The following is a 23845-nucleotide window of genomic DNA, read 5'->3' as shown; positions in this document are numbered from 1 at the left end:
TGATGCTCGTTCTCAAATCTGGTGCGGACGTGGGATCCCCCAGGTGCGACGGTAGAAGTCCAGTTCTTTCAGCACCGCGTCGCGCATCGAATCAGCGTACCGGAACCCGTGTCCCTCATGCGGATACACGTGCACTTCCACATCCGGATGCGCCTGCGCCATAGCTTCGGCCTGTGAGGCGGGCACGATCGGGTCCTCCGCGCCCTGGATTAGCAGTAGCGGCACCTTGATGGCATCGACGTGGTTCACGGGGGACCGCTCGTCCCACACGGGGTCCGAGAAGTCCTCTGACCCAACGAGCCGCTGGAGATAGTGGGATTCGAACTTGTGGTTCTCTTTCGCCATCCGTTTCAGATCCGCGATTCCGTACAGGGACACCCCGGCGGAGAACACATCCGTGTTAATCAACGCGCACATCGCAGTGAATCCACCGGTGGCGCTGCCGCGGATCGCCACCCGCTTCGGATCTACGTCACCGCGTTCAATCAGGAACCGCGCCCCATCTGCGGCGTCGGACGCGTCCATCACGCCCCAGTGCCCATTCAGGGCGCCGCGGTATTCGCGCCCCAACCCCGTGGAACCGCGGTAGTTCACCTCTAACAGCGCAAACCCGCGGGAGGTGTAGTACTGCTCGTCTAAACGCAATCCCGGACGTGCCGCAGACGTGGGGCCAGCGTGAACCCACACGAGCAGTGGTGGTTTCTCACCGTCCTCGCCGGCAAAGTCCCGGTTGCGCGGCGGGTAGTAGTAGCCGTACGCCGTCTGCCCGTCCTGGGTGGGGAAGCTCACGGGTTCGGCATTCGACACGATTTGCGGATCCAAGTCGTCGTACATGCAGCTGCGCAGTACCGTAACGTCGGTGCCATTTACCTCAATGATCGTGTCTGGCTGCGTGGGGGAGTCAGCGAGCAGCGCCACCCGCCCGCTAGCTGCGGCCACGTTTCCGATTGGCCACCAGCCGATGTCCCAGCGTTCCAACTGGCCGTTGTCAAGCCGCATGGATCCCAGGTGCCAGTAGCCTTCTTCGCACCAGGAAACCACCAGGTGGTCTTCATCAAGGTTGTCGAAAGTGTGCAACCCAAGTTCCCAGTGGGGGCGTGAAAAAACCTTGTCTGACGGATGCAGGTGCCGGGTGCGCAGCCGGTGCATCCACGCGTCAGATGCTTCGCCTTTGTGCCACTCGAACCCTTCTGTGCGGTACAGGTTTGCCCAGCCGGAAGAATCGTCCACGTGAACCAAATCGCCGGTGAGTGTCCACCGGGGTTCGTACACGCACACGTCGGGCTCATCTACGATCGCGATGTGGCCAGATACGTGTCCGTCAAAATCTAAGGCTCCAACCAGTAGTTGCGACGTGGTCCACGGCATGTTCGGATGGTTCCACGTTATCCACGCGAGCTTCGTGCCATCGGGAGACAAAGTGGGGTCCGCAACAAAATCCGTGCCTTCAAAAACCGTGTGGATCTGCTGCGGATCTCGCGCGCCACTGCCATCCAGTGGGATTGACACGAGGTAGTTACGCACCGGCCCTTCTCCCGTGTGATCTTCACAAACCGCGTACACGATGTCGCGCACGGGAGCGATCTCAAAATCTCCGTAGCGGTGCTGCGACAAGTCTGTTAGCGGCACAATCCCATCTTGCGACCGCGCGGTGTCGTACAGGTACACGCGGTCGTCCTTACCGTGTGAGAACACAATCCGCGTGCCATTGATCGCGTACGCTTTGCCTCCGAACTCGTGCACGCGCGTGCGCACATCGGGGAGGAATTCCCCTTCAATCATGGGCAGGACTTCTTCTACCATCCCAAGTGGGTTGCGTTTAAGCAGAACGTTACGGCCTTCTGCGGGGCGTCCTTCGACCCAAATAGTTGATTGGTCTTCCACGCGTAGTTGGGATAGTTTAACGGTCCGTTCCGTCAGATCCACCACCGTGAGGGGTGAATCCCAGCTACCGTAAGGACGCACCTTTGTCATCACTCAGTCCTCCTGCATATCATTCCTGGCACTACATATAATTTAGCGTTTTTACTCGTAAAATGTAGGGACCTTCGGATTCGCGCCAGCGGGCACACACACTAGGATAGGAGCATGTCGACAAAACCGTTTCCACGCCCTAAATCTTTGTTGCGTTCCATTGAGGGACCAGCTGACCTCAAGAAACTCACTTCAGATCAGGTGGAGGAGCTGGCCGAACAGATTCGCGAATACCTCGTGCAGGCCGTGTCCGCAACGGGGGGACACCTGGGTCCCAACCTAGGGGTCGTGGAACTAACGTTGGCGATGCACCGAGTGTTTGACTCCGGGCGCGACGCATTCGTGTTCGACACCGGCCACCAGGCGTACGTGCATAAACTCTTAACAGGGCGGCAGGATTTCTCTACTCTGCGGCAAGAAAATGGGCTTTCTGGCTACCCGTCAAGGGAGGAGTCGGAACACGATATTGTCGAAAACTCGCACGCCTCCACCTCTCTTTCGTGGGCCGATGGGATTGCGCAGGCATTCGAACGTACCCACCGCGACGACCACGTGGTGGCGGTGATTGGCGACGGGGCCCTCACCGGGGGAATGCCGTGGGAAGCGTTGAACAATGTTGCCGACCATTACGAAGGCAACATGGTGATAATCGTCAACGATAACGGGCGTTCTTACCAGCCCACCATCGGGGGCCTCGCGCATCACCTGGATGCGCTGCGCACGTCCCAGCCTTACGAAAAGGCGCTCGCGTGGGGTAAGCGGGCTTTACTTGCCGGAGGGAAACCGGGTGAAGCCGCGTTTGAAGCGTTGCACGGCATTAAGGCAGGTGTGAAGGACGTGCTGTTGCCGCAAGCGCTTTTTTCAGATTTGGGGCTCAAGTACATTGGTCCGGTCGATGGCCACGACGAGGTTGCGGTCGAGTTCGCACTCACCCGGGCGAAAGCAGTTAACGAACCGATTCTCGTGCACGTCATAACCGATAAAGGCCACGGGTACGAACCCGCGATAAACGATGTGAACGACAGGTTCCATGCCGTGGGGAAAATCCATCCGGAAACCGGCTTGCCAATTGCGCCCTCCAGATTTGGGTGGACGAAAGTGTTCGCCCGCGAAATTGTGAAGCTGGCGGAGCAGGACGCTTCGATAGTTGGGGTAACGGCCGCGATGATGGTGCCCGTTGGCCTCAAGTTACTGCACGACAAATATCCTAAACGCGTGATCGACGTGGGGATCGCTGAACAGCACGCAGTGACCATGTGCGCGGGCATGGCATACGCGGGGCTGCACCCGGTGTTCGCCGTATACGCCACGTTCTTGAACCGCGCGTTCGACCAAGTGCTCATGGATGTCGCACTACACCGGGCGGGCGTTACGTTCGTGCTGGATCGGTCTGGAATTACCGGTGACGACGGCCCATCGCACAACGGCATGTGGGATATAGCCATGCTATCGATAGTGCCCGGACTTCGCCTGGCTGCGCCGCGCGATGAACAAACCCTGCAGCGAGCCCTGAAAGAAGCCGTTGCGGTGAAAGACGCGCCTACGGTCGTGCGCTACCCGAAGGGTGCACTGCCCGAACCGGTTGAGTCGCGCGGCACGTTCGCGGGCGCGGACGTGCTTCTGCCGTCAGATGGGCGGGTGACGATACTCGCCACGGGAGCGTTCGCAAACCTGGGGGTACAAACCGGTGAGAAACTGGGGAACGCGCGGGTTTTGGACCCGCGCTGGCTCCTGCCCGTGGAAGACGAGCTGGTGGACGCCCTAGCGGAATCGAGTGATCTGATTGTCACGCTTGAAGATGGGGTGGAAGATAACGGCTACGGCAGTGCCGTGCGCGCCGCCCTGGCGCGCAGGGGCTACTACACCCCGGTGCTGGCCCGCGGTCTACCAAAAGAGTTCCTGCAGCACGCGAAACGTCCAGCAATCATGGAGCACCTAGGTTTGAGCCCAGACGCACTGCGTGAGCAAATCCTGGGGCACCTACAGGGCCTCAAACAGCGTTAACGATAGCTGCGTGAATCTGCGCTCCCACTTGCTCCACTTGCCACGGGCGGGCCTGCAGCCGCAGCATGTACTGCTCGAACTCGGGTTCTGGATATGCTACTTCGTCCCACGCTAAAGCCCGTTGCACGCGCGGCTCCAGTAGGCGAATGGGATCCACCTGCAACTGCTTCGCATGCGTATTCACGATTGCCCGCACGCGCTGCAAACGCGCGAACGCTTCGGGGCGGGAACCGCGCCAAGACCCGGCTTTAGGAACGAAGCCGTGCGGGTGCTTCAACCTGCGTGGGGGAAGGTCCGTATCCGACAGGGAACGGGCCTTCATGAGTGCTGACATCCACTGCGCCGTGTACTTGCGGGTGCGGGGACGGCGCATAGCCTGTATCGAAAGCAATGCCCGCTTGTTGCGCGGCGGCTTCAGCGCGAGCCGCACCAGGGTCGCATTAGAAATCAGCCGGGTGGGGGCGATATCGTGCTCGCGCGCCACGTTTTCGCGCGTATTCCAAAGTTCACGTAGAACCGCTAGGTGGCGCCGCCCCTCCACTTTTCCGGCGCCTTTAAAGGTTCGCCACCGGTTCGGGTCACTCGGTTTAGGGGGCTGGTTCAAAATGTAGTCGAACTCCTGTTCCGCCCATTCCCAACGCCCCCGCTCGTACAGGGCCTTCCCCAAGTGGTTTTGCAGTTCGGTGAGCAGTTCCACATCCAGTGCCGCGTACCGCAACCACGCGTGCGGTAGAGGGCGCCGCGACCAGTCTGACCGCTGGTGGTCCTTGTCGAGCGTTACCCCTAGCGCGCGTTCACACACGGCCGCTAACCCGATTTGTTCATACCCCAGTAGCTGCGCTGCCACTTCCGTGTCAAACACCGCGGGTACGTGCAGTTTCGCCATCCGCAGGCTCTCCAAATCTTGGTCGGCCGCGTGCAGTACCCACACGGCGTTACCTAGCGCAGCGTTCATACTGGACAGGTCCGCCAGCGCGTGGCTGTCTATCAAAAACGTGCCGACATCTTCGCGCCGGATCTGCACCAGGTACGCGGTTTCGAAATACCGGTAGCCACTGGCGCGTTCCACATCGACGGCCACCGGCATGTGTGAACGCGCGAGCCGTTCGGTGGCCTGCTGCAGCTGCTGGGGGGTGTCGGTTATATCCGGGGTGCCTTCGCGCGGGTGGATGATCAGCTTGGGGGTATCAGACATGCGGGACGGGCCTCGGTATATTCAACGTATTTATTGTTTGAGGAGGTTGCGCGGCGGTCGTGAAATCCGTGGGGTCAGCCGGATCAGTGGTGGCAGACATGTGTCCCAGTAAGGTGAGCCACGCGTTCACGTGCGGGGCTAAGTCGATCGCCGCGGGTGTCCACGAGCCCCGCAAATCCACGTGCGCTCGCGAACTGCGTAACTGCAACCCCCCGAACGCGTCCGCAAGCTCGCGGGTGACCGTGCCGTTCATACGCCGCACGTTGGCTCCGCACACGTCTAACGCTTCATGCGTCCAGCTCCACAGAACCTCAGACAATAAAGGATCTTGCGCTAAATCCACGTCGAACTGGGAACGCGCGTGGACCACCAGCCGGGTCTTCCCACCCCACCCTGGCTGCGTATCCGGATCGTGTAAAACAACAAAACTGCCGCTAGCAAGGGGAACTTCAGATACTTCCTGAGGGACAGACGCGTGCAGGGCCGCGCAAAACGGGGCGATCCCCCGGGGGGCGGGCACTTCCTCCAACTGAATCTGCGGTGGGCAAACGGCGTCACGGATAGACAGCAGTGCCGAAAGAAAATCCGGTGGCACCTCGCCTGTGTTCCGCGCGCTCTTATCCACGTATCTAGGCTAGGGGCAAAACCTGGCTGGGCCGCTACGGCGCGCGGATGCAACCGGACTTAGACTGCTAAAGTAGTCCATTGTGGATGGCGGGCCCAGCTCGCGAAAAAGCTGCAGACACCCCGCGTGCCTGCGAACAGTATTGCCGATAAGCAACAGCAAAGTTGAAGTCACATATGGAACAAGGTACTCAAAGCCAGGAAAAGTTAGGAACCCGCGGGTTCGTGCCCGTCATTTTGGGTGGGGGAGTGGAAGCCTATGCCATGGCCCGCCAGTTCAACGACCTGGGGTGCGAGCGGGTTATCTGCATTTCGTCGGCACCATCGCAGTTGGTTAAACTCAGCCGGTTCATTGAACTGGAGCCGATTGAGAACGGCTTGGATCCGAGCTGCGTAGTTGAAACGCTGACGAATCTGAGTGTCCGGTACGCGCCCGCGAAACTAGCGGTGATCACTAACGGTGACGAGCAGGTGGAGAACCTGATTGGGATTCGCTCCGAGCTACCAAAAACCTGTGAGCTCGCGATTCCCTCCCGGGAAGTATTGGAAGAAGTGTCGAATAAGGCGCGTTTTAAACGCGTGTGTGAGCGCGCGGGGATCGCCACGATTGCTTTTGAGGCGGTGGAACCAGCCGCTTTTTCGGCCACCCAGTTGACGTTCCCGATTGTTGCTAAACCCGCGGTTTCCGCCGAGTTTTCCGCCATTGAGGTACCCGATAAGAAGAAGGTGTACTACCTGCAGACCCCGGCGGAACTTGCGGACCTGATGAAACAGTTGGCGGACGCGGGGTACCCCGGTGAGTTCGTGTTGGAAGAATACATTCCAGGGGACGACGCGCAGCTGCATTCGATCACCGCGTATATTTCGCGCGGTGGAGCGGTGACCATGCTGGCGCACGCGCAGGTGGCGTTGCAAGACCACCGGCCGTCTCTGGTTGGTAACCCCGTAACCATGGTCACCTCCCCGCAGTACGACCTGTTTGAAGCTGCGGAACGGTTCTTCCAGCAGATTGATTACGAGGGGTTCGCGAACTTTGACGTAAAAGTTGATCCGCGCACCGGCACGCCGTATTTTTTGGAACTCAACCCGCGGATTGGTCGCAACAGTGGTTACGTCCAAGGTGGGGGCGTGAACGCGATGGGTGTGTTCGTGGACGACGTGATTCACGGGCGTCGCGGCGGCAGGAAAGTGGCGCAGCGGGAGCTGATCTACTCGCTGGTCCCCCTGTCGATTGCGCAAAAGCATCTGCACAACCCGCAGCTGCGGGCGCGGTTCAAGCAGCTTCGTCAGCAGCGGAAAGTGTTTAACCCACTGCGTAATCCGCGCGAGAAACTGCTTGCGCGCGACGCTTTCTTATTGGCACGTGACCTGCACCTGCAGAAAGTGTTCCACGACTACCCGCCGGCCGAACTTTAGCTGCTAGGCCTCGGCCGTTAAGCGGCGGAACCCGCGTGGCCCACGAAGGTAAGTGTCCTAGCCTTGCGCGTAACCAGTGGTGCTGCGTGGCCCGCGATAGGTGGGGCTGGTTTACTCACCGGGGTGGCCGGCGAAGGATTCCGAGCGGTAAACGATGGCGCTCCCGGGGGTGAACGCGCCGTCCCACTGCGCCAGAACCTCAACTGCATCACTTGGGGTCGGCTGCTCGGTTTGCCCAAAGTTAACGCTCACGCACAGGCCGTTATCGTGGCTCATGGTCAATACGTCACCGTCCCACTGCACCTGCACGGGCAGGCCCACTACAACCTCGGTGGAGCGCAGGGCAATCAGCTGCCGGTACCATTCGAGCATGCGGTTAGCCCGCTCATCGGTGGGTGCGGGCCAATCCAGTTTGGAATCCAGGAATGTTTGCCGACTCGTCGGGTCCGGCACCTGCACGTCCTTCCCATACAGCTGCGCCCAGCCGTGAGCAGAGAACTCTTTTTGCCGCCCCTGCCGCATCGCCTGCTTCATCTGCTCGTCATCTTCTTGGTCAGAAAAGAACAGGAACGGCCCCTTCGAACCCCATTCCTCGCCTTGGAACAGCATCGGGGTGTACGAGCTTAATATCACCAGTGCCGCCTGGGCGGCTAACTGGGCATCCGACAGGACTCGTGAGGGCCGGTCGCCCAACGCCCGGTTCCCCACCTGATCGTGGTTCTGACTAAATGCCACAAATCGGGTGCGGTCCACGGAATCGTCAACGGGATGGCCCCACACTTGCCCGCGGAAAGACGAGTACGTTCCCGCGTGGAAAAACACGTTCTCAAACGCGCGTTTAACCGCTTCACGCTGCGCAAAGTCAGAGTAGTACCCCTGCGACTCCCCAGTGAACAAACTGTGTAGGCTGTGGTGCAGGTCGTCGTCCCACTGCCCGTCCATTCCTAAACCACCCCTGTCGGTTGGGGTCACCATTTTCACGTCGTTGAGGTCCGATTCGGCAATTAGCGTGAGCGGGGCACCCAGCTGCTGCTCCAACTGTTTTACCCGGTCGGAAAGCTCCGCGAGGAAGTGCTTATCCGAATCGTCAACGAGGGCGTGTACCGCGTCAAGACGCAAGCCGTCCACGCCCATTTCCTCAAGCCAATAAACTGCGGTATCCAGCAAAAACTCCCGCACGTGAGTGCGATTGCGGCCATCTAAGTCAAAAGCGGGCCCCCACGGGGTCTCATGCTTTTGCGAATAGTAGTCCGCAAGTTGCGCAATGTAGTTACCGACGTTGCCGAAGTGGTTTAAAACCAAATCCAAACACACTGCCAAGCCGAGTTCGTGGGCGGCCTCAATGAAGCGGCGCATGCCATCCGGGCCTCCGTAGGGCTCGTGCACCGCCATCAGTGACACCCCGTCGTAACCCCACCCGAACTCCCCGGGGAAGGGGGCGACCGGCATCAGTTCCACCACCTGCACGCCCAGTTTGGCTAGGGCAGGCAGTTTCTCAATCGCCGCGTCAAACGTGCCCTCAGGGGTAAACGTCCCCACGTGTAGTTCGTAAAACACCTTTCCCAACAGGGTGAATCCAGCCGGCTCTGGCCGCTGCCCCGGATCCCACTGCTGGGCGGGCCCATGAACCCCATCGGGCCGGCGCAATGCCCGCGGATCCGCAACCGGATCCGCCCCGTCCACACTGTAGGCGTAGCGCGCGCCCGCAGGCCCTGCCCGCTCAGAGAACCACCAGCCGTGCTTGTCCGCATACATGTCGTAGCGGTACCCATCCAGCACTAACTCCACCGTCTTCGCTTTCGGGCAGTAGACGGGGACGCGGCTGCGTTCTAACTTATTGCTCATCGGTAAGATCCTCTCGAACTAGTACGGCAACTGGTTCCCCACCGAGCACATCGCGGATCAGCGTCTGCCCACCTTCGAGCACAGAACCACCCCCGAGCGGCTCCCACCGGCCCGGTGGTAGCAACACGGTGGCGTCCTGCCAGCCCCCCAGCCGCGTGAGGGAAACCTCTAGCCGCTGCGCTAGCAGCAGCACTGCGGGCTCGTCATCCAAACACCGGGCGAACGCGATGCAGTGACCCGACGATGCGGGGAGGGGCTCGTAACCCGCCCGGTCTGACGCGAATACTTCCTGCAGACGCGCCCGCAGCCGCACCAGCTGCGTGGTCAGCGCTAACTTGCGCGCATCTATCGTGTCTGCGTGCGTATCGAGCGCGCGCAGGGCCTCAAAATCTACTGGCCGCCGGTTGTCGGGGTCCACCAGGGACGTACTCGTGATTTCACTGCCCTGATAAATATCCGCCACGCCAGGTGCCATTAGCTGCACCGCCTTGTTGACTAGAATCAGGTTGTTCACCACGTCGCGCGTCGATTCGAGCCATTCATCCAACAGGGTCACGGTCTGCTCGTTTTCAATGATTTGCGTGGCAAAGTCCAGGAACTCCTGCTCCCGCTCCTCATGCGCGTTTGTCCAGTCGGTCCACTCTTTTTGCTCTCGAATTGCTTTGATGAGGTACTGGCGCAGTCTCTGCGGGGTGATCCGGTCGGTGTCCGCCCAGGTGCCGACGATGGTTTGCCACATGAGGTTCTCCGCGCGCCCATCCACGCGGGCGGGGCGGAAGTGTGCGGACACGTGCCGCAGCTGGGTCAGCACCGCCACCCACTCGTCTGCTTTTTGCGACAGGACACTGATGCGTGCCCGTACGTCTTCGCTGCGTTTCGTGTCGTGCGTGGAGCCGCACGTCATGGTCGCTGGCCAGTTCGAGGCCAGGTGCTGGCAGAACGCGTGGAAGTGGTCTAGGTCCAAGCCGAATACGTCTGGTGCGCCCCCCACTTCGTTTAGGCTCAGCAGGTGTGTCCACCGGTAGAACGTGGTGTCTTCCACGCCCTTGGCCTGCACGGCTCCGCACACTTGTTGGAACCGGATAATCACCTCTTTGCGTCGCGGATCCGTGGGGATCAATCCTGCGGATCCCACTTCGTCCCCGAGCACGAGCGCGACAATCACGTCCATCGTGTCACTGAGGTCGTCGTCGAGTTTCTTGCGCGCCACCGCCGCGGTATGCTCCACGACCTCACGGGAAATCTGCGGGGGATTCTGACCGGGCACCACGTACGCGCGGTAGCGGTCCATGTCAATCACCAGTTGCCGCAGGCAGTCCACGAGCCCGCGGAACGTGTGGTCACGCAACCGCACGTCTTCTTGACAGATCCCCCAAATGACCGAGCCGAGGCGGCGGATTTCTGCCGACAGTGACGTGTCGACGATCTGGGATTTCGCGGCCGCCGTCATGGCTTTCAAATCGGATGGGGAATCACCGGCGATCTCACTCATCACCGCCCCCATCGGCATGAGGCCACGCGGTTCCACGTTCAAAGCGTGAATCCGCCACGCCGTGTCGTAACCGGTGGTGCCGGCTACCGCCCAATCAGCCGGTAGCGTCTCGTCGCCCTCCAAGATTTTTTCCGCAACGACCCACGCGCCCCCGGTCGCGTCCCACAGGCGGTTGAAATATTCCCGAGGGTCCGCGAGCCCATCCGGGTGGTCCACGCGGAACGCGTCTATGAACCCGCGGTTGAACAGGTCGATCAGCAGTGCGTGCGTGGCGTTGAACACTTCTTCGCGTTCCACGCGCAGCCCCGCGAGGGTACCCACGTCAAAGAAACGCCGGTAATTCAGCTCTTCGGAACTGACTTTCCAGTGCGCCAACCGGTAGTGCTGGCGTTCCACAAGGACGGCGAGGGGCAGCGACTCCGTGCCTTTCGCAACGGGGAACACGTGGTCGTAGTACTTGAGTACCCACTGGGGGCCGTACTGCGGCTCACTGGGAATCACCATTTGGGTGAGTTCCAGTTCTTGATCCGACAGCACCTGGCCGATGCGCTTACCTAAGATCGGCATGAGGATGGGGGAGTCTAACTCTACGTCAAACCAGTGTTTGAACGCGGAATCAGGCCCGTGTTTAAGCACCGACCACATGGGTTTGTTATGCCAAACCGGGGTGGGCACTGCCATGTGGTTGGGCACCACGTCGACCACCAGGTACATGCCGAGTTCGTGCACGCGGTTCGCGAACGCCTCGAACCCTTCCCGCCCACCCAACGGAGTAGAAACGTGCGTGTGGTCCACCACGTCGTAGCCGTGAGTGGAACCTGGGGCGGCTTGCAAAATGGGGGAGACGTACACGTCCGTTATCCCCAGGTCCGCCAGATAATCTAAGGTCTTAGTGGCGGCGGCGAAATCGAACTCGGGCGTCAACTGCAGCCGGTAGGTCGTCACCGGGGTGCGCCGCTCAGCGCGGGGTAAATGCGGGTGTTTAGTACTCACTTCTTGTCTCCTTCGCGGCAGCTGCGCAGCACAATCATCGACCGGGCGGTCACATGCACCGACCCATCAGCCCCGTAGGTCGCCTCGTCAGCGTCGTTTGCGGTGTTTATACACGTGTGCCACTCGTGCCCATACGTCTGGTCTGGGAGCTTGAACTCAATCTCTTCAGGGGCGGCGTTAATGAGCAGGAGGAAATCGTCGTCCACAATGCTCCGCCCCTGCTCGTCTGGCTCGTGGATGCCTAAACCGTTGAGGAAAATCATGGTTGAACGCGCCCACGCTTGCTCCCATTCCTCATCCGTCATGTGCTGCGCCCCCGGGGTGAACCATTCGATTTCCCCCAGGTCAGATTCCCCACCGCGACGGGGAGCACCAGCGAAGAAACGGCGTCTTCTAAAAACAGGGTGGTGGGCGCGCAACTGCACCACGCGGTCTGCGAACTCCAGGAGTTGTTCCTGTTCCTCAGACAAATTCCAATCTACCCAAGCCAGCTCATTATCCTGACAATACGTGTTGTTATTGCCCTGTTGGGTGCGGCCCATTTCGTCTCCATGCGAAATCATTGGCACCCCTTGGGACACCATGAGGGTAGTTAGGAAGTTTCGGTGCTGACGCAACCGCAGTGCCCGAATCTGCTCGTCATCCGTTGGCCCTTCTGCCCCGCAGTTCCAAGACCGGTTATTGTCGTTCCCATCGCGGTTATCTTCCCCGTTGGCTTCATTGTGCTTCTCGTTGTAAGAAACCAGGTCCCGCATCGTGAACCCGTCGTGAGCGGTGACGAAGTTAATCGACGCTATCGGGGTGCGTCCAGAGTGGGCGTAAAGGTCCGCAGACCCCGCGATGCGGGAAGCGAACCTAGGCAGGGAAGAGAACTCGCCGCGCCAAAAATCGCGGACCGTATCGCGGTACTCCCCGTTCCACTCGGTCCACAGCGGCGGAAAGCCCCCCACCTGGTAGCCACCCTCACCAATATCCCACGGTTCCGCAATGAGCTTCACCTGGGAAATAATCGGATCCTGATGGATCAACTCGAAAAACGCGGACAGGCGATCGACCTCATGGAACTGCCGGGCCAAAGTGGACGCCAAGTCGAAACGGAACCCATCCACGTGCATTTGACTCACCCAGTAGCGCAGCGAATCCATAATTAACTGCAAAACCGCCGGTGAGCTCATCAGCAAGGAATTCCCAGTGCCAGTCGTGTCAAAATAGTGCGCCTTGTCGTCGTCCACAAGCCGGTAGTACGCGCTGTTATCAATGCCGCGCATCGACAGGGTAGGGCCCATGTGGTTACCTTCCGCGGTGTGGTTGTACACCACGTCCAAGATCACCTCTATGTCCGCGTCGTGCAGGGTCTTAACCATTTGTTTGAACTCCTGCACTTGCTGCCCGTCGTTGCCGTACGCCGCGTACGCGTTGTGGGGTGCAAAGAACCCAATCGTGTTGTACCCCCAGTAGTTCGCCAACCCTTTTTCTTGCAGGTGCGAGTCATTCACAAACTGGTGGCACGGCATCAACTCCACCGCGGTGATCCCCAGTTTCTTCAAGTGTTCAACCACCGCGGGGTGGGCCATCCCAGCATAGGTGCCACGCAGTTCCTCAGGCACATCCGGATGGTTAATCGTCATGCCTTTCACGTGCGTTTCGTAAATAACGGTGTTGTGGTATTCGTGGGCGGGCGCGCGGTCGCGCCCCCAGTCGAAAAACGGGTTGATAACCACGGACAGCATCGTGTCGGGCGCGGAATCTGCGTCGTTTCGTTCATCCGGGTTGTCGAAGTGGTACGAATACAGGGACTCGGCGGGTTTAACTTCGCCGTCGATCGCTTTTGCGTACGGGTCGAGTAACAGTTTCGACGGGTCACAGCGGTGCCCATTTTGCGGGTCGTACGGCCCGTACACGCGGTACCCGTAGCGTTGGCCGGGTTGGATTCCCGGGATGTAGGTGTGCCACACGTCGGCATCTACTTCGGTGAGGGCAATGCGTTGCTCAACGCGGTTTTCATCCAGCAGGCACAGTTCAACTTTTTCTGCAACAGACGAGAATAAAGCGAAGTTCGTACCGGATCCGTCGAAGGTAGCTCCGAGTGGGTAAGGTTCTCCAGGCCATATCTGCATATTTCTACACTGCCAGATTTATTTGGGTTTTACCTGATTATCAGCTTGCGTTTCGGGTAGGCCCCACAGGTGAGCTTCCTGCAGTTCCACTTCCACCAGGTCACCGGGCAGCACCCCCTCGTCCCGACCGGTCGCAGCGTAGACGACGCCCGCTTCGGTTTCTATGCTCGTGAGGAAGTGGTTGCCTCGATAAGTATTTTTCAGCACTTGCCCCACGTTCCCGTGCAGACCGTGGCGTGCGCTCGCGTTCGTGCGGTGGATCCTTACTGCGTTCTCGTATCCGCACACCAGCACGGGATGCGTACCGGTTGGAGCCGCGGCCGTGGGGATCGTGATGCTTTGCCCCAGAAGCGTTCCACGCGCACTGCATTGTCCCCACGAGTCCGTTTTGATAGTGGCTTGCATCTTGAGGAACGTGCGTGCTCCCATATGGCGAGCAATATTCGCGGTTGCGGGGTAATCGTGAATGTCCTCCGGGTAATCATCTTGCAAGAGTTCGCCAGCTTCGAGGTAAATGATGCGTGTGGCTAAGCTCATGGCCTCCCGAATATCGTGGGTGACGTACAGGGTGGCGCAATTCATGCGGGTATGGACGCGGGCGATTTGGTAGCGCAGAGAGCGGGCGGCCATGGTGTCCACGTGGGCGAGGGGCTCGTCGAACGCCATCACCAGGGGCCTGCGCACGAGGGCCCGGGCGAGCGCTACTTTTTGCCGTTCCCCCGTGGATAGGTGCCGCGGATACCGGTGCGCCAAATGGTCGATTTCCATGCTGGTGAGCGCCACCGCCACTTGCTCGCGGGGCGTGGAATCGGCGCGTTCGGTGGACACGGCGAACGCGACATTCTGCTCGACTGTCATGTGCGGAAACAGCCCCGCATCATCCATCACCAGGGAGGTTTGGCGCTGTTCCGGAGCGCGTTTAGTGACGTCGCGGTCTCCGATTACGATGCGGCCGTTAGACACGCGTTCCAACCCGCAGATAGTGCGCAGTAGCGTGCTTTTCCCAGCGCCCGCAGGGCCGAGCACGGCGACGAACTCACCGGGGTCCACGCGCAAAGACAGGTGCAGCAAGCTGCGGCCACGGCGGTTTACTCGAACGTTCTCCAGGTACAACAGGCTCATTGTTTCTTTGCAGCTCCTATTCTGGTAACTCCCCACGTGAGCATCACCACGGTTCCCACCGCGAGCAGTACGGTCGCCAGCGAAGTCCCCGCTTGCGCGTAAGCCGAGTGATCCACCATTGCGTACAAACGCGGAATTAACACGGGTACTTGCGGGGAGGTAACCCAGATGAGCGGCGCAACCATCACCGTGGACAGGGCAACGACGATTGCAGTACCACCCACAGTAAAGAACCGAATGCGCGGGAGCACGCACGCGGCGATTGCCCGCCACTTTGAAGCCCCCAGCACCCGCGCAGTCGTTATTACCCGCGGGTCAATGGTCGCTACTGTGAGCCTCACGAGGGCGTACACGACTGGGATGGATAGGGACGCAAATGCCGCCAAGATAACCAAGGTTGCGCCCACCTGGGAGGTGGGAAAAGCCAGTGGGGAACGCGGGCCGTAAGCAAACGCGAGCGAGGTGCCGATCGTAGCGCCCGGAACCATGAGCAAACTAGCGAACAGGACATCCACAACGGTTCTAAACCGCTGCTGTGCCAGCAGCCCAATCCACGCTACCAGTGCGGCCACCAGCAAAGCTACTAACGCCAGTAGCACAGTAGTGATGATCTCACTCACCCGGTGGCCGCCGCCGTGCTGGGCCAAAGCGAGTATCAAACTTATTTCGACCAAACCCACCAGAGCAACGCCGACGGTCGGCACCGCCCGAACACCTTTGGGAGTACCCACCGGTCTAGACGGCACCGCATTCAAAGACCACCGTAACCGGCGCAACCACCGGGTGAACTCCGGTTCCAAATGACGCACCAGCCCCGCAGCCACCAAAAGCACCAGCAGACACGCAAACCCGAGCACTAACGCGAGCAGGGCCGCAGTGCGCTGCGAACCAAACCCCGAAATTTGCAACCACAGTAGCATCCCCACGTGGTTCACATCTGCCCCCACAACCGAAGGGGTGAGCGGATCCGAAATCGTGAACACGAGCGTGAGCAACATAGCAGGGAGGCAACCCAAAAACAGTTGCCGCCCATAGGCGAGCCGCGCCAAGCGGAACCCGCGAACCCCAAGCATACGGGCAGCATCCACCACCCGCTCATCCACCGACCCCAAAGCCAACCGAGCAAAAAAGTAAGCCAGCGGCACGTACGCAAACAGGGAGGCAACAATAAATAAAGGCAGGCCCCGCAGCAACGCGTTACTGGGTGACGTGCGCACCCACGCGCCCGCAGGTCCAATAGCCGCGCGGATCAACGCGGCGTGAATAAACGGCGGAAACAAAACCGGCAAAAGGATCAGCGCGTCCAAGCAAGTACGCATTCGGTTCGAAACCCACCGGCTCCCCAGGGCAGCGCCCGCACCCAACACTGCCGCACAAACTGCAATCGCAAAACAAACCCCAAGCGAAGTGACCGCGGACCTAAACACCAACCCGGTAGGAAACCGCAGGCCCTCCCGCCCCGGCGCTAAAGCAGTGAACAGCAAAGCGCCAAACGGAACCACGTAAACAAAAACCAGCGTGGCAGCCACAACCCCCACCGCGCCCACACGCACCGTTGCCCGGCCCACTCGGACACAACTACTAACGAATGACACCACCTCGGATCACCCACCCAATCGTTCCAACTCGAACCAGCTGAGCCACCCGTCGCGCTCGCGGCTAGCCCGGTTTGGGGAAATATCGTAAACCCGGTAGTGCGCAGTTTGTAAAACTGTGCTTAAAGAAGCTGGGTAACCTTCTCGCACCGGTGTTTGCCCAGCAGAAATGACGATGCGCTGCCCTTGCTCGGACGTGAGCCAGCGCAAAAACGCGCGGGCATGCGGGTCATTACGCGCTCCCTCCAGAACGGCCCCGCCCCCAACCTCGAACGTGGTTCCTTCGATGGGAACGCGTTGAAGAAGTGGCCGCTTCGACGTGCTTGCCTCCCGGCAGTACGGGGAAAACGAAATGGCAACCGCAGCTTCTCCCAGTGCGGCTACGGATGCGGGGGAGGTACCGGAGTTCGTCCACCGCCCGACGTTGTCGTAAATGCGGTTCAGGTGCGGCTTTGCCCGGCCCTCAAACGAAGCACTGATAGCCAGCAGCGCGCGATACCCCGTGCCGGACGCCAGTGGGGAAGGGGCCGAGATCCATCCGGCGAACTTCGGGTCCTCCAAATCCACCCACGATTTGGGGGTGGGCAGGTGGTTGCGCGCTAGCACCTGCGGGTTGTAACACACGGTGAGCATAGACGCGTAGATTCCGACCCAGTGCGGGGTTTTGAATCGCGCGGGGATACGTTCGGTGCTGTCCACGCGGGCGAGGAGATTTTCGTGGGCCGCCACTTCGTAGTTCTCTGCCGGGCCTCCAACCCAAATGTCGAACTCGCGCGCACCTCCCACGCGCACTCGTGCAAGCGCTTGCGCTGTCGGTAGACGCACAAACCGGGTTTGCACCCCAGTTTCCCGTTCGAATGCGCGCACCCACGCTTCGCACACTCCCTCCTCATTAGAACAAAGCACATTCAAAGAAGGGAGACTGCACGCCGCCAGTGAGCACGTGACCAACATTAGGCTGATCGCGCACAGCAGCCCGAGCAACCGTTTCCAGTGAAACGGTTTGGGGCCCGCAAGCACAGTGATGGAATAAGTGCGCATACTATACAGTTTAGGGTTTGATTTAGGGAGCGTGAATTACTTGAGGCCCGCCGCACCCGGTGGGTGAAGGCAGGCCTCAAGTGAAAATAAGCTCTAGCGCTCCTGGGCGGCTTTAACCGCTTGTTGCCGGGCCATGAGTTTCTTTTCAGAACGACCCACGATAGCGAACAATAGGACGGTCAAAATCGAGAACGCGATGAAAATAATGAACGTCACGTTCCACCCGAAGTTGTGAACGATAATCCCCACGCCGGTGGAGGCCAAAGTGGCGCCCAACAGGTAGCCGAACAGGCCGGTGAAGCCCGCGGCGGTGCCCGCAACGTTGCGTGGGGACAAGTCGATTGCCTGCAGCCCAATGAGCATGACTGGGCCGTAAATGAGGCCGCCAATCAGACCCACGAACGTAATGAGAATCCACATTGGAGTGCCAACGGGGGAAAGCCAGTACGCGAGAATCGCCAACGCGGTTGCGACCGTGAAGAATATGCCCGCGCCACTGCGGTAGCCTTTGAAGACTTTGTCGGACATCCACCCGCACACGAGGGTGCCGAGAATGCCGGCTAGTTCGAACGCGGCGAAACCAGCGAGCCCGGAACCGATTTCGGCGTGGTGCTGCTCCGCCAGGTATACGGAAATCCAGTTGAGAACCCCATAGCGTAGTGCATAGACGAACACGTTTGCAACCGCGAGCATAACGATCGTGGGGTTGGTGAGCACGTGCTTGAAGATCATTTCTTTTGCCGACAGTTTCTGCGGGTCTTTGATCTCCACTTTTGCTGGGTCGTTGCGGTATTCCTCAATGGTGGGAAGACCCACTGATTCAGGGGTGTCGCGGATAACGAGGAATGCGAATAGGGCCACTACGAGCGCGACCACGGCGGGGAGCCAGAATGCGGCGCGCCAGTTGTTGGAAGTCCAGGACAGGCCGACACCAATGATGAACGGAAGTGCGCCCGCACCCACGTTGTGCGCCGTGTTCCAAATGGAGGTTTTCCACCCGCGTTCGTTTGTGGAGAACCAGTGGACGAGCACGCGGCCGCACGGGGGCCACCCCATGCCTTGGAACCAGCCGTTGAGGAACATGGCGGTGGCGAACAAGCCAACGGTCGCGGTGATCCACGGTACGAACGCAACCAGCAGGTTCATTACCGCAGAAAGTGCGAGGCCAATGGGGAGGAAGTAGCGGGCGTTCGCGCGGTCCGAAACCATTGCGGAGAAGAATTTTGACAACCCGTAGGCGAAGAGCACGGCGTTTGCGATTATTCCGATACCGATTTTGTCGATCCCAGTATCGTTCATGAGCAGCGGTGCGATCGCTGAAATGTTGTTGCGAATCAAGTAGAAACCCGCGTACCCGAAGAAGATTCCCATGAATACTTGGAATCGTAACCGGGGGTAGAGCCGGTTAACTTCTTCTTCTGGTTTCCGCGGGGCGGGTTTCGGCGCTGCAAGCCAGCTGAGGGCAGATCCGGACGCCATGCGAACTCCTTTGTGCGAATAATGTTAATGGTTTACATTCACACTCTGGTATACGCGCGCCGCCCAGGTCCGCTGTGGCGGTAACAGTTGGTAACAGCCCTGTTACCGAACGTGTGGCGCCCTGAATATAGCTTGAGGGAAACTTTCATGCCACAACGGATACAAACGCGCGCCAACTACGATTTAGCCGCTTGATTGGTTCGCCGTGACAAGGGATGCGGTGTATACCCTGCAGACAAATCAAGGCACGCGAGTGAGCATGGATGTATGAGTGAGATTGATAAGGCCACGGTGTGGGCGATGGCGAAAACCATGCACCTATTCGCGTTCGTGAAATACCTGAGCGACCTCGACAACGACCCAGCACCCTCAGCAGCGGACCAGCAGATCGCCGCGTATCTGCGAGAGTTCATGACAACCAATCCGGGCGTCCTGCTCAGCGACAAGTAGGTATTAGTCCTTGCAGTAGTAGTCACGTTCGTACCCGTCTGCATCCAGCGGCAGGCCTTGCGCCCATGCTGGGAGTGTGGACCGTCGGCGACGGTGAAACCTGAATCTGTGGGTTCGTCGATGACGATTTCGTCGTGAACGTGCATCACAATCCGGTGGACACCGTGAGTTCGTTGAGTACGGCTACGACGGCTGGCCATCTCACACGTACTTAGGGAAATGAGATAGAACTACACCATGTAAAGACGTACTTAGGGAAATGAGATAGATTTACACCATGGAAAATAACACCATGAAAAGGACCAGGTCAATTTTCGCGGCAACCGTAATAGCAGGCGCAGTCGTGTTCACGTCGGCGTGCGGAAGCAGTGAGCAGCCCCAGACATCGCAGACCGAAGCGAGCCAAACCGAAGCGAGCCAAACCGAAGCACCCACTCAGGACAGTTCGAGCAGTTCAACCGAGGGCGCACCCGGCAGCAGCAACAGCGAAGAATCTAATGTGAAAGCTGACTACGCATCATTCCCCAAAACTTCTTCAGGGGAGCCATTGAAATTCTCAGGCAATGTGATCACTGTTCCTGAAGGCTGGACCAAGGGGCCGCGGAGCGCCGCTGGAAAGAAATGGCAGGGCGTCTATGATTCAAGCGCGTCTTCTCCCAAGGGGCGGATCAAGCTGACACACGCCTACAACAGCCACAGCCAGCCTGATATTGCGATTGCTGAGCTAGTGACAACCGGGGACGTCGAAGGCGTCTACGGAGATAAATTCAAGGTTGTTGGGAACGACAACAATGCCAAAATCAAGGGCTCAGACAAGGCCATCATCACCGACTTTAACTACGAAGCGGACAATGGTGAGTCGATGAGGGGCCGGTGGATTGCGTTCCGGGATCCTGCGCGCAATTCTGTGGCGGTCGTCGAGATCACAGGGTTCACCTCGTTCCTCACCGACGATCTTGTGAAGACGATCACCGATAGCATCGAAGTGCAGCACTGAGGCTCTCACGGACATCTTGCGAACGTGGACAGCATCGGCGGCTGTGTACCTTCTCTTGAATTTCGTCTTGGGTTTGGTGCTTTCGACTGGAACGGGCGAAGTGTTCCTGATCTGTTCGCTGATTGCGGCGATGACAGCTGCGGTCGTGCAGCTGTACTCAATAGACTGCGGGCCGGTGCGACGCACTTTGGCCATACTGGGTGCTCCGCTCCTTCTGTGGCTGCCGGTGCCTGCGCGGTCATCATCAGCTCGTGGGCTATATGGCAGTCTAGTGCCAGGGACTGAAGACGTCGCTTCCGTTCGGCCCAACACTCTTGATTGGCACCGCAGCTGTTTCTATCGTTGCAGCGGTGTGAAGGAAGGATGAGAGATGGACAACACGGTACAGCTGTCAGCTGCCGAAGCTCCAGGGTTTCTGTGGCTGCTGGGCGAGTTTCCGATCCTGTGGATCAGCGCTCTCATCTTCATTGTGGTCATTGCGCTGTTGATGCGCAGCGTCATCAGGCTGCGCACGGGAACCAAACCCACAGGCTCGACGCGCGACTTCGACCTGGACGGTGAAATCGTCGCCGCTCATCTGCGGATGGAGAACTCGCCGTTCATGGACGAAGTAGGGACGCGAATGAAGGCGAGTATTGCGATTGCTGTCCGCGACGGAGGCAGGACAGTGGTGTTCACACCGCCGGAGGAGTGGATGGCCAACTTCCACGGCAAGATCCAAAAGGCGTTCGGAGCGGGTGGGCCGTTCATCCCAGGACTCGATGTCCCAATCGGGCAGATAGTCAGCAGACGTGCTGAACCGCCGGTGCCGGTGAAGGCCAAGCGGACGGGACCACGAACCTACGACTGGTACGTGATCTGAAGCCTGCGCGCAGGAGGCATGCTCCGCCTCGGCGGCCCACTGACTGAACGCCAGTTCAAGCACAACGTGTCAGAATGAGCGCATGTCACGGATGCACCGCTCACACTCGCCTCGCAAGCTTCGGTTCCCGCTTGTTCCGCACCGAGCGGCGGCGAAACTTGCGCCCGTGAAACCGCAGCAGCACCAGCAGTCGCACAACATTCGGGCGATCGCGTTCCACCCGGAGGGCTGTCTCTCGCCCATGGAGGAGTCGAACCGTCCACGTAGACCGCCAACCCGCGTACGCGGTCCCGTGTTTCCCCCAAGTCGCGCGCCAGTTTCACGTCATTAGCGTCGCTCGCGCCCTGCAAGCCCCTGTATCCAACCTGATACGGTCTGCGAGCGGGCGGTGGTTACCGGCGCGGTTCTGTGCCGGCAACGAGGGCGTACCCGCGGTTACGCACGGCCACGATGTGCGCATCCAAGGCTGCGTCGGTGAGCTTTTTGCGCAGGCGGTAAACCGTGGTTTTGACCATGTTCCGACCCCCGTAGTGCACGGTGGTGTTCCACACTTCGTTGATGAGTTCGCGCACGCTCACCAGTTCGCCACCACGGCGCATGAGGGCTGCGAGGAGGCGAGTTTCAGTTTCACTTAAAGCCAGGCGGGTGCTGCCCACCCAAGTGTTCGACCCGGTGTCTATCCGGAGATTTCCCATAGTGAGCTCATGTGCCGCGCCCGCGGGGTCTTGGTTTCGGGCCAGTAGATTGCGGGCGCGTAGCGCTAGTTCGCGTGGGGAGAAGGGTTTGACCAGGTAGTCGTCCGCTCCGGCTTCGAGACCGATGATCCGGTCTGTTGATTCTCCCAGGGCAGTCAGCATGAGGATTGGCACGGGGGCTTGTGCCCGCATGCGTTTGCACAGGGTGATCCCTGAAATGTCCGGCAGCATGAGGTCTAGGATCACGAGGTTGAATGCGTGCCTGCAAAACTCAAGCCACGCATTGTGCCCGTCTGTTGCTTCGAGGCTGGCGATGCCTTCGGTGGAGAGGGCGAACGTGACGATTTGCCGGATTTGAATTTCATCGTCCACCACGAGTGCTAGCGGTTCCACCAGCGCCTCCTATTCATGGGGTTGCGGGGGAGTAGTATCTGCATGAGGGTCCCGCGGCCGGTGAGTGTGTCTATGCGCAGCTGCCCGCCGTGGCGTTCAACGATCAACTGGACAATGCTCATACCTAAACCGTAGCCGGCGCGAGTGATGTAGCGCGCGGTCCCCTGTGGGGAAGACGTGAAGGAGCTAGTGGTGCTGGTAGCGCTAGCGTCTGTAATTGGGGCTGCGCGTACAAACGGGGCGACGATTCGTTCGCGTTCATGCGGGGTCATGCCCGCCCCCTGGTCTGCGACTTCAATGATCGCATGCGTTGGCGACTGGTAGGTGCGCACTGTTACGGGGGCGCCCCCACTGTGGCGGACCGCGTTGTTAAGAAGGTTCAAAACCAGTTGCCGCAAAAGTGCTTTGTCGGCGCGGATTCTGAGTGCCTGCCCGGGGTCCGTCACTTCAATGGGGGTGTCCGTGATTAACCGCAGTTCGTTTGCGCTTGCCCGCACGAGTTGGCGCAAATCCAGTGGCTGGGTTTGGATTTGGAAGTTCTTTGATTGGAGGCGCTGGTTCGTTAGGAAGTCTTCCGCCATGGCGCTGATGCGCGACACGTTGTCGTCAATGGTGTGCCACAACTGCCGTTGTTTTTCGGAGAAGTTAGATGAGTTACTGGCGATTAGCTCTAATGATCCTTGGATGAGTGCGAGCGGGGTGCGGATCTCGTGGGTTAGGATCTGTGAATTATCTAACTGTGCGGGGACGTGCTTGCTGTGGTGGAGGATACGTATGCGTCGGCGGTTTGGAGGCAGCGTCGGGCTCGCTATTATCGAGGAAAGTAGGCGGTTTACCCCGAGCGTGCACGCGGCCCCGAGTATAAAACCGGTGACCACCAGCAGGACATTAGTTACCATCGTCACTTCCTTTTATATTGGCGCCAACCTCGAGTGTAGCTGCCCAGTTTTGCCAAATGGATTTTTCTCAAGTAAAGTTTTCTACGCGCTGCTAAGCGGCGCGTTTTATTTGCGGATGTGGCTCAGTTGGTAGAGCATCACCTTGCCAAGGTGAGGGTCGCGGGTTCGAGTCCCGTCATCCGCTCGGGCGATTGGCGCAGCGGGAGCGCGCTTCCCTGACACGGAAGAGGTCACTGGTTCGATCCCAGTATCGCCCACCGAATCTGTTGTTACGATAGGTTCTGAAAAATGCATAACGTGCATGTGTTACAGTTACTTTCGCGGTTACAGTAACGCAAACGCGGATGTGGATCAGTTGGTAGAGCATCACCTTGCCAAGGTGAGGGTCGCGGGTTCGAGTCCCGTCATCCGCTCCGGTCACCTCCGGGGTGACATAACCTCGGGTGGGTTGGCCGAGAGGCGAGGCAGCGGCCTGCAAAGCCGTATACACCGGTTCGAATCCGGTACCCACCTCGGGCGATTGGCGCAGGGGTAGCGCGCTTCCTTCACACGGAAGAGGTCACTGGTTCGAAACCAGTATCGCCCACCGAATCTGTTGTTACGATAGGTTCTGAAAAATGCATAACGTGCATGTGTTACAGTTACTTTCGCG

Annotated in this window: 17 protein-coding genes and 5 tRNA genes; 10 read left to right on the top strand and 12 right to left on the bottom strand. The window is 59.4% G+C overall.

All coding sequences use genetic code 11. The features are described 5' to 3' along the window. Nucleotides 1-12 precede the first annotated feature (12 nt). The gene (locus QS713_RS06600) at nucleotides 13-1977 is read right to left on the bottom strand and encodes an alpha/beta hydrolase family protein (RefSeq protein ID WP_313273562.1); all 1965 of its coding nucleotides are present in this window, start codon (nucleotides 1975-1977) and stop codon (nucleotides 13-15) included. 111 nt (nucleotides 1978-2088) lie between these two features. On the opposite strand from QS713_RS06600, the gene dxs reads away from it, so the two are divergent. Next, a complete protein-coding gene (dxs, locus tag QS713_RS06595) occupies nucleotides 2089-3978 on the top strand; it encodes a 1-deoxy-D-xylulose-5-phosphate synthase (protein WP_313273560.1) in 1890 nt (629 codons plus the stop codon). Here the strand turns inward: dxs and QS713_RS06590 are convergent. Together QS713_RS06590 and QS713_RS06585 are read right to left on the bottom strand one after the other, a co-directional pair. Continuing rightward, on the bottom strand, nucleotides 3965-5173 hold the full coding sequence (locus QS713_RS06590; protein WP_313273557.1) for a ribonuclease D: 1209 nt from the start codon (nucleotides 5171-5173) through the stop codon (nucleotides 3965-3967). The two genes, dxs and QS713_RS06590, sit on opposite strands and share 14 nt — an antisense overlap. Then, nucleotides 5166-5798 carry a DUF3000 family protein gene (locus QS713_RS06585; protein WP_313273554.1) on the bottom strand — a complete coding sequence of 211 codons (633 nt, stop codon included), beginning with the start codon at nucleotides 5796-5798 and terminating at the stop codon, nucleotides 5166-5168. The genes QS713_RS06590 and QS713_RS06585 overlap by 8 nt, the downstream gene beginning before the upstream one ends. Nucleotides 5799-5974: 176 nt before the next feature. On the opposite strand from QS713_RS06585, the gene QS713_RS06580 reads away from it, so the two are divergent. Next, nucleotides 5975-7213, top strand: a complete 1239-nt coding sequence (locus tag QS713_RS06580) for a carboxylate--amine ligase (protein WP_313273551.1) — start codon at nucleotides 5975-5977, stop codon at nucleotides 7211-7213. A gap of 111 nt (nucleotides 7214-7324) precedes the next feature. Here QS713_RS06580 and treZ read toward each other — a convergent pair whose 3' ends face one another. The 7 genes from treZ to QS713_RS06545 all read right to left on the bottom strand — a co-directional run bounded on the left by treZ (nucleotide 7325) and on the right by QS713_RS06545 (nucleotide 18897). Further along, nucleotides 7325-9058, bottom strand: a complete 1734-nt coding sequence (gene treZ, locus QS713_RS06575) for a malto-oligosyltrehalose trehalohydrolase (protein ID WP_313273549.1) — start codon at nucleotides 9056-9058, stop codon at nucleotides 7325-7327. Beyond that, entirely contained in the window at nucleotides 9048-11543 is a 2496-nt protein-coding gene (gene treY, locus QS713_RS06570; protein ID WP_313273547.1) for a malto-oligosyltrehalose synthase, read from the bottom strand. Before treY ends, treZ begins: the two co-directional genes overlap by 11 nt. Then, nucleotides 11540-13660: a glycogen debranching protein GlgX gene (gene glgX, locus QS713_RS06565; protein WP_313273544.1), complete on the bottom strand. Its 2121-nt coding sequence runs from the start codon at nucleotides 13658-13660 to the stop codon at nucleotides 11540-11542. Before glgX ends, treY begins: the two co-directional genes overlap by 4 nt. An 18-nt stretch (nucleotides 13661-13678) precedes the next feature. Further along, the gene (locus QS713_RS06560; protein WP_313273541.1) at nucleotides 13679-14782 is read right to left on the bottom strand and encodes an ABC transporter ATP-binding protein; all 1104 of its coding nucleotides are present in this window, start codon (nucleotides 14780-14782) and stop codon (nucleotides 13679-13681) included. Continuing rightward, the gene (locus QS713_RS06555; protein WP_313273539.1) at nucleotides 14779-16350 is read right to left on the bottom strand and encodes an ABC transporter permease subunit; all 1572 of its coding nucleotides are present in this window, start codon (nucleotides 16348-16350) and stop codon (nucleotides 14779-14781) included. Before QS713_RS06555 ends, QS713_RS06560 begins: the two co-directional genes overlap by 4 nt. 36 nt (nucleotides 16351-16386) lie before the next feature. After that, nucleotides 16387-17331, bottom strand: coding sequence for an extracellular solute-binding protein (locus QS713_RS06550; protein ID WP_313273804.1), 945 nt, complete (start codon nucleotides 17329-17331; stop codon nucleotides 16387-16389). 180 nt (nucleotides 17332-17511) lie between these two features. Beyond that, entirely contained in the window at nucleotides 17512-18897 is a 1386-nt protein-coding gene (locus tag QS713_RS06545) for an MFS transporter (RefSeq protein WP_313273537.1), read from the bottom strand. A 267-nt stretch (nucleotides 18898-19164) separates the two neighbouring features. Here QS713_RS06545 and QS713_RS06540 point away from each other — a divergent pair, with 267 nt between their 5' ends. From QS713_RS06540 to QS713_RS06530, 3 genes are all read left to right on the top strand, one after another. Continuing rightward, nucleotides 19165-19347 (top strand): hypothetical protein, encoded by a 183-nt coding sequence (locus tag QS713_RS06540; protein ID WP_313273536.1) that lies wholly within the window; start codon nucleotides 19165-19167, stop codon nucleotides 19345-19347. Nucleotides 19348-19624: 277 nt separating this feature from the next. Continuing rightward, nucleotides 19625-20344, top strand: coding sequence for a hypothetical protein (locus QS713_RS06535; protein ID WP_313273533.1), 720 nt, complete (start codon nucleotides 19625-19627; stop codon nucleotides 20342-20344). Between the two features lie 370 nt (nucleotides 20345-20714). Further along, nucleotides 20715-21206 (top strand): hypothetical protein, encoded by a 492-nt coding sequence (locus QS713_RS06530; protein WP_313273530.1) that lies wholly within the window; start codon nucleotides 20715-20717, stop codon nucleotides 21204-21206. Between the two features lie 392 nt (nucleotides 21207-21598). Here QS713_RS06530 and QS713_RS06525 read toward each other — a convergent pair whose 3' ends face one another. Continuing rightward, the gene (locus QS713_RS06525) at nucleotides 21599-22294 is read right to left on the bottom strand and encodes a response regulator transcription factor (RefSeq protein WP_313273529.1); all 696 of its coding nucleotides are present in this window, start codon (nucleotides 22292-22294) and stop codon (nucleotides 21599-21601) included. Further along, nucleotides 22282-23193: a sensor histidine kinase gene (locus QS713_RS06520; RefSeq protein ID WP_313273526.1), complete on the bottom strand. Its 912-nt coding sequence runs from the start codon at nucleotides 23191-23193 to the stop codon at nucleotides 22282-22284. Before QS713_RS06520 ends, QS713_RS06525 begins: the two co-directional genes overlap by 13 nt. A gap of 111 nt (nucleotides 23194-23304) precedes the next feature. Here QS713_RS06520 and QS713_RS06515 point away from each other — a divergent pair. The 5 genes from QS713_RS06515 (at nucleotide 23305) to QS713_RS06495 (ending at nucleotide 23779) form a co-directional block, all read left to right on the top strand. Further along, nucleotides 23305-23377: transfer RNA gene (locus tag QS713_RS06515), tRNA-Gly, on the top strand. A 1-nt stretch (nucleotide 23378) separates the two neighbouring features. Then, a tRNA-Val gene (locus QS713_RS06510) sits at nucleotides 23379-23450 on the top strand. Nucleotides 23451-23533: 83 nt separating this feature from the next. Continuing rightward, nucleotides 23534-23606, top strand: a tRNA-Gly gene (locus QS713_RS06505). A gap of 29 nt (nucleotides 23607-23635) precedes the next feature. Further along, nucleotides 23636-23706 (top strand) — tRNA-Cys (locus QS713_RS06500). 1 nt (nucleotide 23707) lies between these two features. After that, a tRNA-Val gene (locus QS713_RS06495) sits at nucleotides 23708-23779 on the top strand. The last annotated feature ends 66 nt before the right edge of the window (nucleotides 23780-23845 follow it).

Source organism: Gleimia hominis (assembly GCF_032085515.1).
Taxonomy (GTDB): domain Bacteria; phylum Actinomycetota; class Actinomycetes; order Actinomycetales; family Actinomycetaceae; genus Gleimia; species Gleimia hominis.
The sequence above is the reverse complement of the archived record's forward strand: the minus strand, read 5'-3'. Positions and strand labels throughout refer to the sequence as shown.

Excerpts from the sequence above, each read along its gene's own strand:
- QS713_RS06560 (WP_313273541.1), bottom strand. The coding sequence starts at position 14,782 with ATGAGCCTGTTGTACCTGGAGAACGTTCGAGTAAACCGCCGTGGCCGC.
- glgX (WP_313273544.1), bottom strand. The coding sequence starts at position 13,660 with ATGCAGATATGGCCTGGAGAACCTTACCCACTCGGAGCTACCTTCGAC.
- QS713_RS06535 (WP_313273533.1), top strand. The coding sequence starts at position 19,625 with ATGGAAAATAACACCATGAAAAGGACCAGGTCAATTTTCGCGGCAACC.
- dxs (WP_313273560.1), top strand. The coding sequence starts at position 2,089 with ATGTCGACAAAACCGTTTCCACGCCCTAAATCTTTGTTGCGTTCCATT.
- QS713_RS06550 (WP_313273804.1), bottom strand. The coding sequence starts at position 17,331 with ATGTTGGTCACGTGCTCACTGGCGGCGTGCAGTCTCCCTTCTTTGAAT.
- QS713_RS06520 (WP_313273526.1), bottom strand. The coding sequence starts at position 23,193 with ATGGTAACTAATGTCCTGCTGGTGGTCACCGGTTTTATACTCGGGGCC.
- treZ (WP_313273549.1), bottom strand. The coding sequence starts at position 9,058 with ATGAGCAATAAGTTAGAACGCAGCCGCGTCCCCGTCTACTGCCCGAAA.
- QS713_RS06530 (WP_313273530.1), top strand. The coding sequence starts at position 20,715 with ATGGACAACACGGTACAGCTGTCAGCTGCCGAAGCTCCAGGGTTTCTG.
- QS713_RS06590 (WP_313273557.1), bottom strand. The coding sequence starts at position 5,173 with ATGTCTGATACCCCCAAGCTGATCATCCACCCGCGCGAAGGCACCCCG.
- QS713_RS06580 (WP_313273551.1), top strand. The coding sequence starts at position 5,975 with ATGGAACAAGGTACTCAAAGCCAGGAAAAGTTAGGAACCCGCGGGTTC.
- QS713_RS06545 (WP_313273537.1), bottom strand. The coding sequence starts at position 18,897 with ATGGCGTCCGGATCTGCCCTCAGCTGGCTTGCAGCGCCGAAACCCGCC.
- QS713_RS06540 (WP_313273536.1), top strand. The coding sequence starts at position 19,165 with ATGAGTGAGATTGATAAGGCCACGGTGTGGGCGATGGCGAAAACCATG.